At 66.3% G+C, this 13873-nt stretch carries 13 protein-coding genes and 1 tRNA gene; 7 read left to right on the top strand and 7 right to left on the bottom strand.

All coding sequences use genetic code 11. The annotated features are described in order from the left end of the window. Positions 1 to 62: 62 nt before the first annotated feature. The 4 genes from RIE31_06280 to RIE31_06265 all read left to right on the top strand — a co-directional run bounded on the left by RIE31_06280 (position 63) and on the right by RIE31_06265 (position 5237). The gene (locus RIE31_06280; GenBank protein ID MEQ8640192.1) at positions 63 to 1241 is read left to right on the top strand and encodes a phosphoserine transaminase; all 1179 of its coding nucleotides are present in this window, start codon (positions 63 to 65) and stop codon (positions 1239 to 1241) included. A 22-nt stretch (positions 1242 to 1263) separates the two neighbouring features. Continuing rightward, positions 1264 to 2556, top strand: coding sequence for an adenylosuccinate synthase (locus RIE31_06275; protein ID MEQ8640191.1), 1293 nt, complete (start codon positions 1264 to 1266; stop codon positions 2554 to 2556). Positions 2557 to 2658: 102 nt separating this feature from the next. After that, positions 2659 to 4716: a hypothetical protein gene (locus RIE31_06270; protein MEQ8640190.1), complete on the top strand. Its 2058-nt coding sequence runs from the start codon at positions 2659 to 2661 to the stop codon at positions 4714 to 4716. 2 nt (positions 4717 to 4718) lie between these two features. Continuing rightward, a complete protein-coding gene (locus RIE31_06265) occupies positions 4719 to 5237 on the top strand; it encodes a hypothetical protein (protein ID MEQ8640189.1) in 519 nt (172 codons plus the stop codon). A gap of 15 nt (positions 5238 to 5252) precedes the next feature. On the opposite strand, the gene rpoH is transcribed toward RIE31_06265, so the two are convergent. Together rpoH and RIE31_06255 are read right to left on the bottom strand one after the other, a co-directional pair. Beyond that, on the bottom strand, positions 5253 to 6158 hold the full coding sequence (gene rpoH, locus RIE31_06260) for an RNA polymerase sigma factor RpoH (protein MEQ8640188.1): 906 nt from the start codon (positions 6156 to 6158) through the stop codon (positions 5253 to 5255). Between the two features lie 112 nt (positions 6159 to 6270). After that, positions 6271 to 7332, bottom strand: coding sequence for an RluA family pseudouridine synthase (locus RIE31_06255; protein MEQ8640187.1), 1062 nt, complete (start codon positions 7330 to 7332; stop codon positions 6271 to 6273). A gap of 30 nt (positions 7333 to 7362) precedes the next feature. On the opposite strand from RIE31_06255, the gene RIE31_06250 reads away from it, so the two are divergent. Then, on the top strand, positions 7363 to 7674 hold the full coding sequence (locus RIE31_06250) for a DUF6476 family protein (protein MEQ8640186.1): 312 nt from the start codon (positions 7363 to 7365) through the stop codon (positions 7672 to 7674). Positions 7675 to 7684: 10 nt separating this feature from the next. Here the strand turns inward: RIE31_06250 and RIE31_06245 are convergent, their stop codons facing one another. Further along, positions 7685 to 8686, bottom strand: coding sequence for a 2-oxoglutarate and iron-dependent oxygenase domain-containing protein (locus RIE31_06245; GenBank protein MEQ8640185.1), 1002 nt, complete (start codon positions 8684 to 8686; stop codon positions 7685 to 7687). Between the two features lie 16 nt (positions 8687 to 8702). Next, on the bottom strand, positions 8703 to 9392 hold the full coding sequence (locus RIE31_06240) for a cupin domain-containing protein (protein ID MEQ8640184.1): 690 nt from the start codon (positions 9390 to 9392) through the stop codon (positions 8703 to 8705). A 138-nt stretch (positions 9393 to 9530) separates the two neighbouring features. On the opposite strand from RIE31_06240, the gene RIE31_06235 reads away from it, so the two are divergent. Continuing rightward, positions 9531 to 9606 (top strand) — tRNA-Glu (locus RIE31_06235). A gap of 32 nt (positions 9607 to 9638) precedes the next feature. Here the strand turns inward: RIE31_06235 and RIE31_06230 are convergent. Then, complete coding sequence (locus RIE31_06230) at positions 9639 to 10325, bottom strand: hypothetical protein (GenBank protein MEQ8640183.1); 687 nt, start codon at positions 10323 to 10325, stop codon at positions 9639 to 9641. A gap of 142 nt (positions 10326 to 10467) precedes the next feature. On the opposite strand from RIE31_06230, the gene RIE31_06225 reads away from it, so the two are divergent. Next, the gene (locus RIE31_06225) at positions 10468 to 11004 is read left to right on the top strand and encodes a hypothetical protein (protein ID MEQ8640182.1); all 537 of its coding nucleotides are present in this window, start codon (positions 10468 to 10470) and stop codon (positions 11002 to 11004) included. Between the two features lie 10 nt (positions 11005 to 11014). Here the strand turns inward: RIE31_06225 and RIE31_06220 are convergent, their stop codons facing one another. Together RIE31_06220 and RIE31_06215 are read right to left on the bottom strand one after the other, a co-directional pair. Further along, entirely contained in the window at positions 11015 to 12616 is a 1602-nt protein-coding gene (locus tag RIE31_06220) for an AAA family ATPase (GenBank protein ID MEQ8640181.1), read from the bottom strand. Beyond that, positions 12603 to 13847, bottom strand: coding sequence for a threonine synthase (locus tag RIE31_06215; protein ID MEQ8640180.1), 1245 nt, complete (start codon positions 13845 to 13847; stop codon positions 12603 to 12605). Before RIE31_06215 ends, RIE31_06220 begins: the two co-directional genes overlap by 14 nt. Between the last annotated feature and the right edge of the window lie 26 nt (positions 13848 to 13873).

Raw genomic sequence — 13873 nt, 5'->3', positions numbered from 1 at the left:
GCCACCCGGATGGATGCGCCGGGGCGGCGCCGAGGCTGCCCCCGGGGCCCGGAGTGCGTGTGATGATCGCCCAACCCAATCTGCGTCCGGCCCGGCCGCACTTCTCGTCCGGGCCGACCGCCAAGCGGCCTGGCTGGTCGCCCGATGTGCTGGCGGGTGCTGCGGTGTCGCGTCTGCACCGCTCGCCGGCCAGCAACGCAAAAGCGCATGAACTGATTGCCCGAAGCCGGCGGCTGCTGGGCCTGCCGGACGACTTCAGCCTGGCCATCGTTCCCGGTTCTGATTCCGGCGCATTCGAGTCTGCCATGTGGAATCTTCTGGGGCCGCGCGGCGTGGATTGCGTGTGGTCTGACGCCTTCGGCGCCCGCTGGCATCATATCGCCCGTGACCGGTTGAGGCTGCCGGACGTGCGACAGATAGCGGCGCCCTACGGGCGGCTGCCTGACCTCAACCGGGTGGACTGGTCACGGGACGTGACTTTCGTGTGGAACGCCACCGCCGGTGGCGTTTGCATACCGGATGGCCATTGGATCGCGGCCGATCGCCAGGGCCTGGCCATGTGCGACGCCACAAGCGCCGCCTTCGCCATGACCCTGCCATGGGAAAAGCTGGATGTGGTCACCTGGTCCTGGCAGAAGGTCATGGGCGGCGAGGGGGCCCATGGCATGCTGGCGCTTGGTCCCCGCGCCATTGACCGGCTGCGCGCCCACACCCCGTCATGGCCGTTGCCCTGGCTCTATCAATTGACCGCCAATGGTGAGCCGCTGGACCATGTCTGGCGTGGCGAGGCCATCAACACCATTTCCATGCTGTGTGTGGAAGACGCGCTCGACGCGCTGGGCTGGATGGAGTCGATCGGTGGTATCCCGGAAGTCATCCGTCGCAGCCGCGACAACTATCGGCGCATAGAAGACTGGGTGGAGCGCACCGATTGGGTGGCGTTTCTCGCTGCCGATCAGGCCAGCCGTTCGTGGACCAGTGTCTGCCTTAACCCGGTGGCGCCCTGGTATACCGCGTTGCCGGAGCGCGCCCGCGCGGCCACTATCGATAGTCTGGCCGGCACACTGGAGCGCCATGGCGTGGCCTTTGACATCAAGACCTATCGTGACGCGCCGCCGGGCCTTCGCCTGTGGGCTGGGGCGACCGTGGACGGAGCCGATCTGGACGCCCTTTTCCCCTGGCTGGACTGGGGGTGGGAGCAAGCCAGGCTCGCCTCATCCGCCGGAGTCGTATCCGTCTGAATCCTTTCCGGAGATCTGAAGAATGGCCAATGTGGTGGTGGTCGGCGCCCAGTGGGGTGACGAGGGCAAGGGCAAGATCGTCGACTGGTTGTCGGAGCGGGCCGATGTGGTCGTGCGTTTTCAGGGCGGTCACAATGCCGGCCACACCCTGCAGGTGGGTAATACCACCTACAAACTGAGCCTGTTGCCGTCGGGTGTCGTGCGGCCGGGTAAACTGTCGGTCATCGGCAATGGTGTGGTGGTGGATCCGTGGGCGTTGCTCAAGGAAATAGAGACCGTGCGGGCCGCCGGCGTCACGGTGACGCCGGAGACCCTGCGACTGGCGGACAATGCGGCGCTGATTCTGCCGCTTCACCGCAGTCTCGATCAAGCGCGGGAGCGGGCGCTGAAGAAAGATGCCATCGGCACCACCGGCCGCGGCATCGGTCCGGCCTATGAGGACAAGGTGGGACGTCGGGCGATCCGCGTTTGCGATCTGGCTGATGACGATGTTCTGGCGCGGCGGGTCTCTGCCCTGCTCGACCATCACAACGCCTTCCTGCGGGGCGTCGGTGCGCCAGAGGAAGATGCGGCCGACCTGCTCTCGGCCCTGCGTGACGTGGCCCCGAAGATTCTGCCATACGCAGAGCCTGTGTGGCGTAGCCTGAACGCGGCGCGCCGGGCCGGCCGTCGCCTGCTGTTCGAGGGCGCGCAGGGGGCCATGCTCGATGTGGACCACGGCACCTACCCCTACGTCACTTCGTCCAACAGCGTCGCCGGCCAGGCGGCAACCGGCAGCGGTCTGGCGCCCGACGCCATCGGCTATGTGCTCGGCATTACAAAGGCCTACACTACCCGGGTCGGCGCCGGTCCGTTTCCTACCGAGCAGAATAACGATACGGGCCGGTTGCTTGGTGAGCGTGGCCGCGAATTCGGTGTGGTTACCGGCCGCGCGCGGCGCTGCGGCTGGTTCGATGCCGTCATGGTGCGGCAAGCCGTCCAGGTCGCTGGTATCAACGGAATCGCCCTGACCAAGCTGGACATCCTGGATGGATTCGAGGCCATACAGGTCTGTACCGGTTATCGCTACCGGGGCGAGACCCTTGATTACTTCCCGGCCTCCGTCAGCGGCCAGGCGGGAGTCGAGCCGATCTATGAAACCATGGAAGGCTGGTCGGACAGCACCCGTGGCGCCCGTTCCTGGGCGCAGTTGCCGGCGACGGCGGTCAAATACATCCGTCGCATTGAAGAGTTGATCGACTGTCCCGTAGCCCTGCTGTCCACCAGTCCGGAGCGGGATGACACCATACTGGTTCACGATCCCTTCGCCGACTGAACGGCCCTGATCCGGCTGGCGCAATGCGGCCGGGTCGTTAACAGTTTCTTTGCCGTCTTCGGCAAGACTCGTGGCGGGAAGCCACTGCCGGAGCGAACGCCCATGGCCGATGCGGGCCAGACCGAGGCGGCCGTTCACCAGCCCGCCAGCCAGTTTTCAGACCAGGGGGATGGCGCGGTGGTCACGGCCGGCCGCTATGACATTCTTGTCAGTCAGCGCCTGGAATCCTTCGATTCCCCGCAGGCCCGCGCCTATGCGGTCACAGATCGCGAGTCCGGGCGCCGCGACCTTGTGGCCCTGGTCGCCGGTCGACGCCTGCCGCCGCGACGCGCCATGCTGGATAAGCTCGTGCGCTTCGAAGTGCCCGATAGTGTGCGCGTCTATGACACCATGGCGACGCCATGGCCACCGGCCGCCGGCGCGGCGGCCGGTGGCACGGTTCATGTGACAATCATGTCGCGGCCGCCGGGCGCACGCATCATGAGCGGGCCGCAAGCGCAATTTACGCCATGGCCGGCGCGCGCCCTGCTGGATGGGTTCCTGCAACCGGCGGCGCGGGCGATGATGACGTTCGCCAGCCATGGTCTGACCAGCCGCGCTGTTCGGCCAACCAATTTGTGGCGCGTCGGAGAGAGCGACGCCGTCGTTCTTGGCGAAGCCGTCTCGGCGCCGCCGGCCATGGATCAGCCCGCGGTCTTTGAGCCCGTGGAGTCCATGATGGCGGACCCGGCGGGTCGTGGCGACGGCAGACCGCCTGATGACATGTATGCGGTAGGTGTTTGCCTGCTGGTCCTGGCGACCGGTCGATGGCCGCGGATTGATCTTGATGATGCGGCTCTGCTGCGGGAAAAGCTGGAGCGGGGCAGCTATGCCACGCTGGCCGGTGAGTACACCTTGTCGCGGGATATTGCCGAGGTGCTGCGCGGCCTTCTGGTCGATGACGGACAGGCGCGCTGGACGGCGGACCGGCTGTCTGCATGGTTGGCCGGCCAGCGGCTGGGATACAGTCAGGCGCCGGTTGAGCGACAGGCGGCCCGGCCGTTCGAGTGGCGTGGTGCCCGTCACGGCACCCTGCGCGCGGTGGCGCACCACCTGTCGGTGGACTGGCAGGAAGCGCCGGAGCTGCTGGCGGACAGCAAGCTTGATATCTGGATACGGCGCAGTGCGGCCCGGCCAGAACGCGCCGATGCCTTGCTGGTTTCCGCAGACACGCCGCAATCTGTGGCTCTCTCGGATGACCACAAAGTGTCGCGGGCGGCGGCCGCGCTTGATCCGGCGGCCCCTCTCCGGTTTCGCGGGCTGGCCTTCTTCCCCGATGCCACCGGTTCCATGCTGGCCTCGGCCATGGGTGATGAGACACGCATCCGCTCGCTGATTTCCCTCCTGACCAGCATGACGCCGCAGTTCTGGGCACGGATGCAGGCATCGATACGCCCTGGCCAGGAAGCGGACGCCACCAATCGCACGTTTGACACTCTCAGAGCCTATCTGCGGTCCCCGGCGACAGGGCGCGGCGTAGAGCGCTGCGTTTACGAAGCCGATGCCGCCATGCCCTGTCTCAGCCGGGTTCTGGAGCAGGAACTTGTCAGCGACCCTGAGATGCTGCTGCCGGCGCTGAACCGGGCGGCGGAGTCGGCCGACCGTCAGAGGCTGCCGATCGACCGGCATGTGGCGGCGTTTATCGCGGCCCGTGGCGGACGTGCGCTGGAAACGACGCTGGAAAGAATCCGTCCGGCCGGTGAACCGGCGGGCAGCGCTCGTGCCTGCCTCTATGCTCTTGCCGAGATGCAGAAACGGTATCGGCATGGCCCGTTGCCGGCGCTGGCGGCATGGATGAATGAAGTGCTGCGGCCGGCCTTTCTCACCTATCGCCACGCAAAAGTGCGCAACGGGCTGGAGCGCGAAGTGGCAGAAGCCGCTACGGCGGGCAGTCTGACGGAGATGCACCGCATCCTGGAAGACCCCGCCGCCCGGCAGGCCGACAATGCCGGTTTCGCCGCCGCCCGACAGCGCTATCGCGCGCTGGCCACTCAGGTCCATCAACTGGAGACCAATCCGGCCTGGCGCACCGGCCGTATCCGGGCTCTTGGCAACCGCCTGGCGCTGTCGCTGGCCGGCGCAATTTCCGCCGGCGTTATCGCCGTCGTGGTGAGCGGCTGATCATGGTTCGTCCGCCCGCCCGCGTGTCACGTCCAACCGCTGACGCCACCGGTGTGCCGAGCTCGCGGATACCGACGGCATGGATTGTTCTGCTGGTCGGCCTGATCGGCCTTCTGGCCATTGCCCTGCCGACGGCTATCGTCGTTGGCGTCGGAATGGCGCCGAGTATCGTCGCCTTTGTCGCGGATGTGGAGCGGCCGCGCTATCGCACCTACACCATCGGCCTGCTCAATATGGCGGGAACCATGCCGTTCGTCTTTGATTTGTGGAGTGGCGCCAACACGCTGGCGACCGCGGTTGCCATTGTCGGCAACGTCTATGCCTGGTTGGCCATGTATGGTGCGGCCGGAATCGGCTGGGGCCTGACGGTCATGATGCCGGGAATTGCAGGCGTTTTCTTCAATGCCTGGGCCGAGCGGCGCATCGTGCTTGACCGTGAAGAGCAGGTGCGCCTGGTTCAGGACTGGGGGCCGGAGGTGGCCGAAGGCGACAACGGCCCGACGCCGCGGGTGAGACTCTGACCACCGACGATCCAGTCACGCCGGCACGGTGAGATTGTCGTCAAGCCGCTCCTTCTGCGCCATGTCGCGGATGGCTTGCTGCAGCTTCTCGAAGGCGCGCACCTCGATCTGTCGGATTCGCTCCCGACTGACGCCATAGTCCTCACTCAGGGCTTCCAGAGTAAGCGGTTCCTCACGCAGGCGGCGGGCCTCGAGTATGCGGCGTTCGCGGGTGTTGAGCGTCTTCAGCGCCCGGTTGAGCAGGTGGCGCCGGGCTTCTGTCTCGTCCTGTTCGGCCAGCGCCACATCATGGGTCTGGCGGTCGTCGCTGAGCCAGTCCTGCCACTCCCCGTCACCGTCCTCGTGCACCGGGACGTTGAGTGAACGGTCAGGGCCGGCCAACCGCCGGTTCATCTGGATAACGTCGTCCTCGCTGACCGCCAGGGTGGTGGCGATCTCGCTTACCTGCTCGGGGCTGAGGTCGCCCTCGTCAATGGCTTTCATCTGTCCCTTGAGCCGTCGCAGATTGAAGAACAGCTTCTTCTGTGCCGCGGTCGTGCCCATCTTCACCAGTGACCAGGAATGCAGGATGTATTCCTGAATCGAGGCACGAATCCACCACATGGCGTAGGTGGACAGGCGGAACCCGCGCTCCGGGTCAAAACGCTTGACCGCCTGCATCATGCCCACATTGCCTTCGGAAATAAGTTCAGCCAGGGGCAGACCGTAGCCGCGATACCCCATGGCGATCTTGGCCACCAGGCGCAGATGACTGGTCACGAGTTGGTGCGCCGCCTCCTGGTCCCCGTGCTCCTTCCAGCTTTTGGCCAGCACATACTCTTCATCCGCCTCCAGCATGGGAAACTGGCGGATGTCATGGAGATAGCGGGAGAGATTGCTCTCCGGTGTCAGAACGGGGGCCAAAGCCCGGCTACCGCTCATTCCAGCCTCCGAACGGTCATGGACGACAAATCCCCAGTGGGCCCGCGGGGCACGGACAATCCAATGTATTACAAACGGCGTCCGTGACCAATTCGTTCACGTCGGGGCCGGTTCAGTCCAGCATCTGATCAAGGATTTCGGCCCTTGCCAGCGTGTCTGGCCACTGGCCGCCACTCAGTCCGGCCAGGGCCGCCCCCAACTTGTTGAAGTCGGCCGGTGGTTCAGCCCGAAAGAGCATGGAGTCTCCGCTCGCCGGGTGGCGGAAACCAAGGCTGGCGGCATGCAGGGCCTGGCGCGGAAATGCGCCCAGCAAAGTGGCCGCTGCGGCCTCCATCTCCGTCTGGTGGCTTGTGCTCGCCCGGCGCGGCCGGCGCCGGCCATAGACCGGATCGCCGACCAGCGGGTGGCCCGCATGGCTCAGGTGAACCCGAATCTGGTGGGTGCGACCGGTGGCCAGGCGACACAGCAGCAGGCTGGCATAGGGGGCAAAGCTGAGCAGGCGGCAATACGCCGTGGCGGCGTCGCGGCCGCCGCTGTCCACGACCGCCATGCGCTTGCGGTCGTGGGGGCTGCGGCCAATGGCGCCGCTGAAGTGTCCTGTGGCCGGCCGTGGCTGGCCGTGAACCAGCGCCAGATAGCGCCGATGCACCGTGCGGGCGGAGAACTGGGACACCAGATCCGCATGGACAATCCCTGTCTTGGCGACAACCAGCAGGCCACTGGTATCCTTGTCCAGGCGGTGGACGATACCCGGCCGGCGCTCGCCGCCGATGCCGGTCAGGCTGTCGCCGCAGTGGGCCAGCAGGGCGTTGACCAGTGTGCGGTCGGGATTGCCGGGGGCGGGATGCACTACCAGACCGGCCGGTTTGTTCACCACGATCAGGTGGTCGTCCTCATAGGCGACGGCCAGGTCCATGGCCTGCGCCGGCAGGGTGGTGATCTCGGCTGGCGGTACGTCAACGCGCCATTCTTCTTGCAGTTTGACCCGGTGCGCCGGCTCTCTTATGGTCCGGCCGCCCACAAGGGCGACATGGCCGCCTTCCACCAGCGCCTTGGCGCGGGAGCGGGACAGCGGACTGAGGGCTTCGGCGACAAACCGGTCCAGCCGCTTGCCGGCATCCTCCTGGCCGACGATGGCCATATGGCGTTGGGGCGGGTCCGCGGGCACCGTCATTCACAGGCAGTGGATTGGGGCGACACGATCATGCAGACGACTCCGGTCAATCTCCGCGCCCTCAAGATGGCCGTGGTCATCATGGCAGTTCTCATCGTTCTGGTGGCGTCAGCCATTGTCGCGGTCATTGCTTTTCGCCTGTCCGGCGGGGCGGAGAGCCGCCATACGCCGCCGCCTGCCTGGCAGGTAGAGATCGCAGCGGCCGCTACCATTCTTTCAGTCGTTGCCACCGATGACGGACTGGCCATCCTGGTGGAGGCCAGAGACGGTCGCCGGTCCGTGCTGTTGATGGACCCTGATGATGGCCGCATCCTTGGCCGGGTTGAGGCGACAGAACCCTGATGGGGACGGGTCAGGCGGTTGCCTTGAACTTACTGCGATAAGCCATGGTTGTATCGAAGCGGCCAAGCACATAGTCACCGGCCAGCACGGGTTCATACTTCGAGTCCATGCCTGCGGGCAGTCCGGCGTCGCGCGGATCAACCACCGTCTCATAGGTCGGGTCGTAGAAGTGCGAGATGGAATAGCGCGCGTGGCCCGACCGATTGATGACCCGGTGCGGCGTTGACGTAAACCGGTCATTGCTCCAGCGCTCCAGCAAATCGCCTACATTGATGACGAATGTGCCGGGGATCGGCGGGGCTTCGACCCATTGGCCCGCCTTGTTCATTACCTGCAGGCCACCGCTGGAATCCTGTGACAGGACGGTCAGGCAGCCATAGTCCGTATGCGGCGCCACGCCGAACTGGTCATCGCCCCGTGTGGGATCCTGGTCGGGATAGTAGAGCAGTCCGGTACGGGCGATGGGCTTTGCATAGCGTTTGGCGAAGAAGTCCTCGGCCAAACCAAGACTCACCGCCGTGGCCCGCAGAATGCTGGCGCCTATGCCCATGACCCCCTCGAAGTAGGCATAGACCGTATCTGCCATGCCCGGAACATCGTCGGGCCAAACATTCGGTCCGGCCAGAGGCAGGCCCGCCAGCACATCCGGATCATCCAGCGGCAGGTCCAGCCCGATCTTGAAGCTCTCTTTCAGGTCCGGCAGCTTGGCCCCGGTCATTTTCGCCTGGCCCTCGGCAATCCAGCCGCGGTTAATGGCGTTGATCTCCACCGCCTTCTTGCGGGCTTCGGGCAGGTCGAAAAACTGCCGCGACAGATCGTAGGTGCGGCTCACCAGATCCGCCGGGAGGCCATGGCCTGCCACATAGAAAAAACCGACGCGGGTGCAGGCGTCATAGATTTTGTCGGCGGTTTCCTGCAGGCGCCGGGCATCGCGGTCGGCGCCTTCGATGTCGATGACCGGTACGCTGTCGAACGACGGCGTTGATCCGGCTGGGGGCTGGCTGTTGGACATGGGTGGATCTCCCGGGTCAGGCGGTCAGGGGTTCAACGTGTGATGCGGCAGCCAGATGCACGCCGCCGCCACGGCGCATATACAGGCGGCAGCCATCGGCAGTGGAGCCAGTGAACGATTCTCCGGGCGCCAGATTGAGCCAGGCGCCGGGCGGCCGTGTGCCGCCACCACTGGTGAGTGTGCCCGTGACAATGAATATCTCCAGCCCGTCCGGGCAGGCCGTTGGCGTGTGGACGTGCCCGGCCGGCCAGTCCTCCAGCCAGGTGGCGTCGGGCTGGTCGGCAGGGCGGTGCAGGTCGAGGTGCTGCGGCCCGCCGACCTGGCCCCGCCAGGCGGCCTCGCCGCTCGTGGTCATGGCGATCGCCCGGCGCGGGCCCGGGTGTTGGCGCAGCCGCACGAACAGCGTACAGCCTGTTTCCGACCATGGGGCATGGACGAACCCTTCCGGGTTCAGCAGATAGGTGCCGGCTGGCCAGTCACCCTGCGCGTCGCTGAATACACCGTCCAGGACCAGGATTTCCTCACCGCCCGGGTGAGGGTGCATGGCAAAGCGGCTGCCCGCCGCAAAGCGCACCACCGACGTCACCTGGCCGGACTCGGGCGGCCCCAGATGAATCAGGCGCTTGCGGGATACGCCGCCGGCTGGACTCCCGGTCCAGGCCATGGTGCCGGTGTCACACCAGCCGGACTGACAATGCCGTGTCATGGGCCGGAGTCTGCCACAGGTCAGGCCGCAAGGGCGAGGCGGCTTGCGCCGTTTGCCGTGGCGCACCCGGCGCGGCCCCTGCCGGCTGCGGTCAGGCCTTGAATCCGGCCGCCCCTTCCCTTAGGTGAAGGTCCGCCGGTCCCCTTCGTCTAGCGGTCCAGGACATCGGCCTCTCACGCCGGAAACACGGGTTCGATTCCCGTAGGGGACGCCATTTCTTGTGGATTGGTTTGTATGGATGGTGGATCAGTCCGCCGTCGGGTCCTCGCTGTCACGCAGCAGGGCCGCCGCCTCACCGGCGATACGACGCAGTTCTTCCGGCGCGCAGGCCAGGCTCGATAGCCAGATAAGGCCGGTCAGCACCCGGTCGCCATCCACCGTCGCCCAGATCGCCTCGTCCGCTACGTCTTCCTGCGTGATGTCGCTGGCCATCAGGGCAAAGGGCGGCGGCCCCAGATGGGCGACCCACGCATCGTCGCCCACCAGCCCTTCATCGCTGTCATACAGGCTGCCGATCAGATATCCCGTCGGCATGTCCTCCAGTTCCACCCGTGTCTGGGCCGGGGCATAGCCACGGGTCGTGATGCCGATCAGGTCGAGGACCATATCGTCTTCGATGGCCGCGACCATGCCGGCAATGGCCTGCGCCACAACCGCCATGTCGGCGGGCCGCGGTTCGAAGAAGACCAGATTGCCCAGCGCCAGACCCGACCGGTTGGCAAAGGCGATCCGCGCCTCGGGCAGGCGGACCAGGCCATCGGCTGCAGCGTCCCCATCCTCCTCGCCGTCCCCATCCGCATCCGGGTCTTCGGCCGGCGGTTCCACTACGCGCATGAAAAAACCCGGCTCCTCCAGGTGAATGAGCCAGATATCCTGTCCGTCATCGCTGAACTCCGGCCAGCCATAGAGCCGTCCGGCAAGGATTTGCGCCATGCCTATGGCATACAGAACGCCGGGGATCGATCAAGAGCCGGCCGCGGGGCGCCATTTTCGCTCTTCTTTCAACCTTTGGTTAAGACGGGGATGCTTTGCTGTGCGGCTGGGCGCTATGCCTACGGCCTCGGGGGAGGGATTCATGACTGAGTCCGAAGCGGCGCTGCGCCGGGATGCAAGTGTGATATCGCAGGACGCCGGCGATTGCGACGGGCGTCTGGAGGCGATTCGCGAGCAGGTGCGCGGCACGTCGATCAATGACGAAACCCTCCTGACGACCGACTACCTCAATCGGTTCAACGAAATCCAGATGGTGATCGATCTCATTGCCGAGGATCGAGGCGCCCTGGACGAGGTCCGCAACTGGAAGCCGGTCAGCTACCAGGAGCATTTCCATCGTAGCCAGCTAGCCTTTCGCGAGCTTGCCGTCGAGGCCTATGAGCAGTCGCCCGACCCTTACAGGAGGGAGTTCGACTCTCTGATCGAGTGCATGAACGATCTCATCAGAGATAATATCGTCGCCATTGAGAAAGCCATTGCCGCTGACGACCAGAAAGCGCTGCAAGCGGTCAGTGCCGCCACCCGCGAGCAACTGGACCTGATGCTTGTCGAGGCCCGCGCCATCGTTAATGCCGGACGGGAAAGTCTTGGTCAGGACGCCATCGACGATTTGTTCTGATCGTCTGCCTCTATAGACCGGCGCGGCGCAGCGCGGCCCAGGCGGAACGGACGGCGTCGCTGCGCTCCCCCGATACGTCCAGCCTTGACCATGTCATCGGGCCGGTATCACGGGCGGCCTGTATGGCAACCACCTCCGGGGTTGCGTCGGATTCATCACCGGTTCGACCGGCGATGCGCGACGTCAGGGTTGCCGTATCCGCCTCCAGCCACAGTCCGGCAAAGGGCGTGCCGGCGTGCCGCGCCACGTCGGCAATGGCGGTTCGCTCCTGCGGCCGGCCATGGACCGCATCAACGATGACGCTCTGACCACGCGCCAGGCCATCGGCCGCCATCTGCCACAACCGTCCATAGACTGCGGCGCTGCTCTGCGGCGTATAGGAATCCGGCCGCAGGCGGTCCAGCCGGCCGGCCCCGGCCATGATCTTGCGGGTCACATCGCTACGCAGGACCAGGGCGCCCGGCGGTGTGCCCAGGTCAGGGGCCAGCGCCCGGGCCAGGGTCGTCTTGCCGGTGCCCGAGAGGCCACCGATGGCCGCCAGCCGTGGCGGGCGCGGCGCCAGAAACAGGCGGGCGCTCCGCAGATAGGCACGGGCTTCGTGGGCCAGAGCCGCCCGGCCGCCAGGGGGCGCCAGTGCATGGGCGCTGGCCGCAACCTTCGCCCGAATCACTGCGCGTGCCGCCAGATACAGAGGCAGCGGCGCCATTCCCGCATAGTCAGCGGTGTTCTCCGCGTAACGGTTCATGGCGCCATTGGCCAGATGGCGGGCGCCGCGATGCCACAGGTCCATCAGCAGGTAGGCCAGATCGTCCCACACGTCTACCGTCACCAGATCAATGCTGAACTCCGCCGCGTCGAACGGCACGGGCCGTCCGTCCGCCGTCACATAGACATTGCGCAGATGCAGATCGCCATGACAGTGGCGAACGAAACCGTCCCGTCCGCGCTGGTCCATCATCGGTCCGAAGCGGGCCATAGCCTGCCTTGCCGCCTGGCTCAGCGCCGCGACGTCGGTGGAGGGAAAGAGATGCGGTGCGCTGCGCAGCTCGTCCAGAGATTCCTCCAGGCTGGAGGCAAAGCGAGCCGTCGTATTGTCCTGCCGGCGCGGTTGCACGGAGCCATGGAAGTGCGCCAGTTCATCCACCAGGCGGTTGACGGTCGCCAGGTTCAGCCGGCCGGCCTCGGCCATGGCGGACATAAGACAGTCATTGTCGAACCGACGCATGGTGACCAGCCAGTCCACCACGCTGTCCGCCTCCGGCACGGTCGCATCGGGCTCCGTCAGACGGCCGAGAGCCAGGCCCGTACCGCGCTGCACCACGGGCGTCAGGCCGAGATAGAGCTCGGGTGCCGTGCGGCGATTGATCCCGACCTCGGCCCCGGCCATGGCATGTCGCCGATCGACGGTGCTGTAGTCGAGATAGGGATAGCGGACGGCGCGTTTGAGCTTGTAGGCCCGTTCTCCCGCCAGAAAGACCCGGTGCACATGGGTCTCGATTACCGTGACCGGGACGCCGCCATGGGTCGCCGGGTCAGCCAGCAGGCGGACCGTCCGGGCCTGGCTGGCCTGATTGTCTGCCAGCGGGCCTGCCGCCTTCTCAGAGCCGCTCATAGGCGATCGGACCATGGCGGTCGAGCCGCGCTGGCGCCGCCGGCATGGGGTATTTGAGCGGTGAGCCACAGTTGAACAGAACCACATGGGCATCCTTGTGGATCAGCCCGCGGCTTACGGCCTGGCGCCAGGCGGCGGCCGTGGCCGCGCCCTCCGGTCCCAGCAGCATGCCGTCCGCCGCGGCGATCTGCGCTTGTGCCGCCAGAATATCCGAATCGTCCACGGCGATGGCAAAGCCGCCGCTGTCGCGCACCGCCCGCAGGATAAGGAAATCGCCGATGGCCACCGGCACCCGGATGCCCGCCGCTACCGTGTGCGCGTCCGGCCAGACCGGGGCGCTGTCGGCACCGTCTTCCCAGGCGCGGACCATGGGGGCGCAGCCGCTGGCCTGGACCGCCACCATGCGCGGTCGCCCGGCGCCGATCCAGCCAAGCTGCTCCATCTCGTCAAAGGCCTTCCACATGCCGATCAGGCCGGTGCCGCCGCCGGTGGGATAGAAGATGGCGTCCGGCAGGGTCCAGCCGAGCTGCTCCGCCAGCTCCAGGCCCATGGTCTTCTTGCCTTCGATGCGATAGGGCTCCTTCAGGGTCGATGTGTCGAACCAGCCCATGGGCTCCTTGCCCTCGCCGACGATCCGGCCGCAGTCATTGATCAGACCATTGACTCGCCACACGCGGGCGCCCTGCAGGGCAATCTCCCGTACATTCACCTCCGGCGTGTCGTCCGGGCAGAAGACATAGGTCTCCATGCCGGCGCGACGGCCATAGGCGGCAAGTGCCGCCCCCGCATTGCCATTGGTCGGCATGGCCATGCGCGTGACGCCAAGGGCTTTCGCCATGCTCACCGCCATGGCCAGACCCCGCGCCTTGAATGACCCGGTGGGCAGGCGGCTTTCATCCTTGACCGTCAGGCGCCTGGCGCCCAGCTCTCCACCCCAGCGTGGCAGGCTGACCAGCGGCGTCATCACCTCGCCCAGGGATACGATATCCTCGGTCCGGCGCACCGGCAGCAATTCGCGATAGCGCCAGAAGTCCGGTGCGCGCCGTTGCAGGGCGTCGCGGTCCACGGCGCGACCGACAGCCGCCAGGTCATAGCGCACCAGCAACGGCGCGCCCGCATCGGACAGTCCCACCAGCGCGTCAGCCGGCCTTGTGGCGCCGGTGCGGCTGCACTCCAGATGGGTTGTGAAGGTCGGCCGCTCGCACGCGGTATTGTCTTCCAGCAGGGCCATTGGCAGGTCCGTCCGTAGGAGGCGGG

Source organism: Alphaproteobacteria bacterium, from assembly GCA_040218575.1.
Taxonomy (GTDB): domain Bacteria; phylum Pseudomonadota; class Alphaproteobacteria; order JAVJRE01; family JAVJRE01; genus JAVJRE01.
This window is presented reverse-complemented; position numbering and strand designations above follow the sequence as displayed.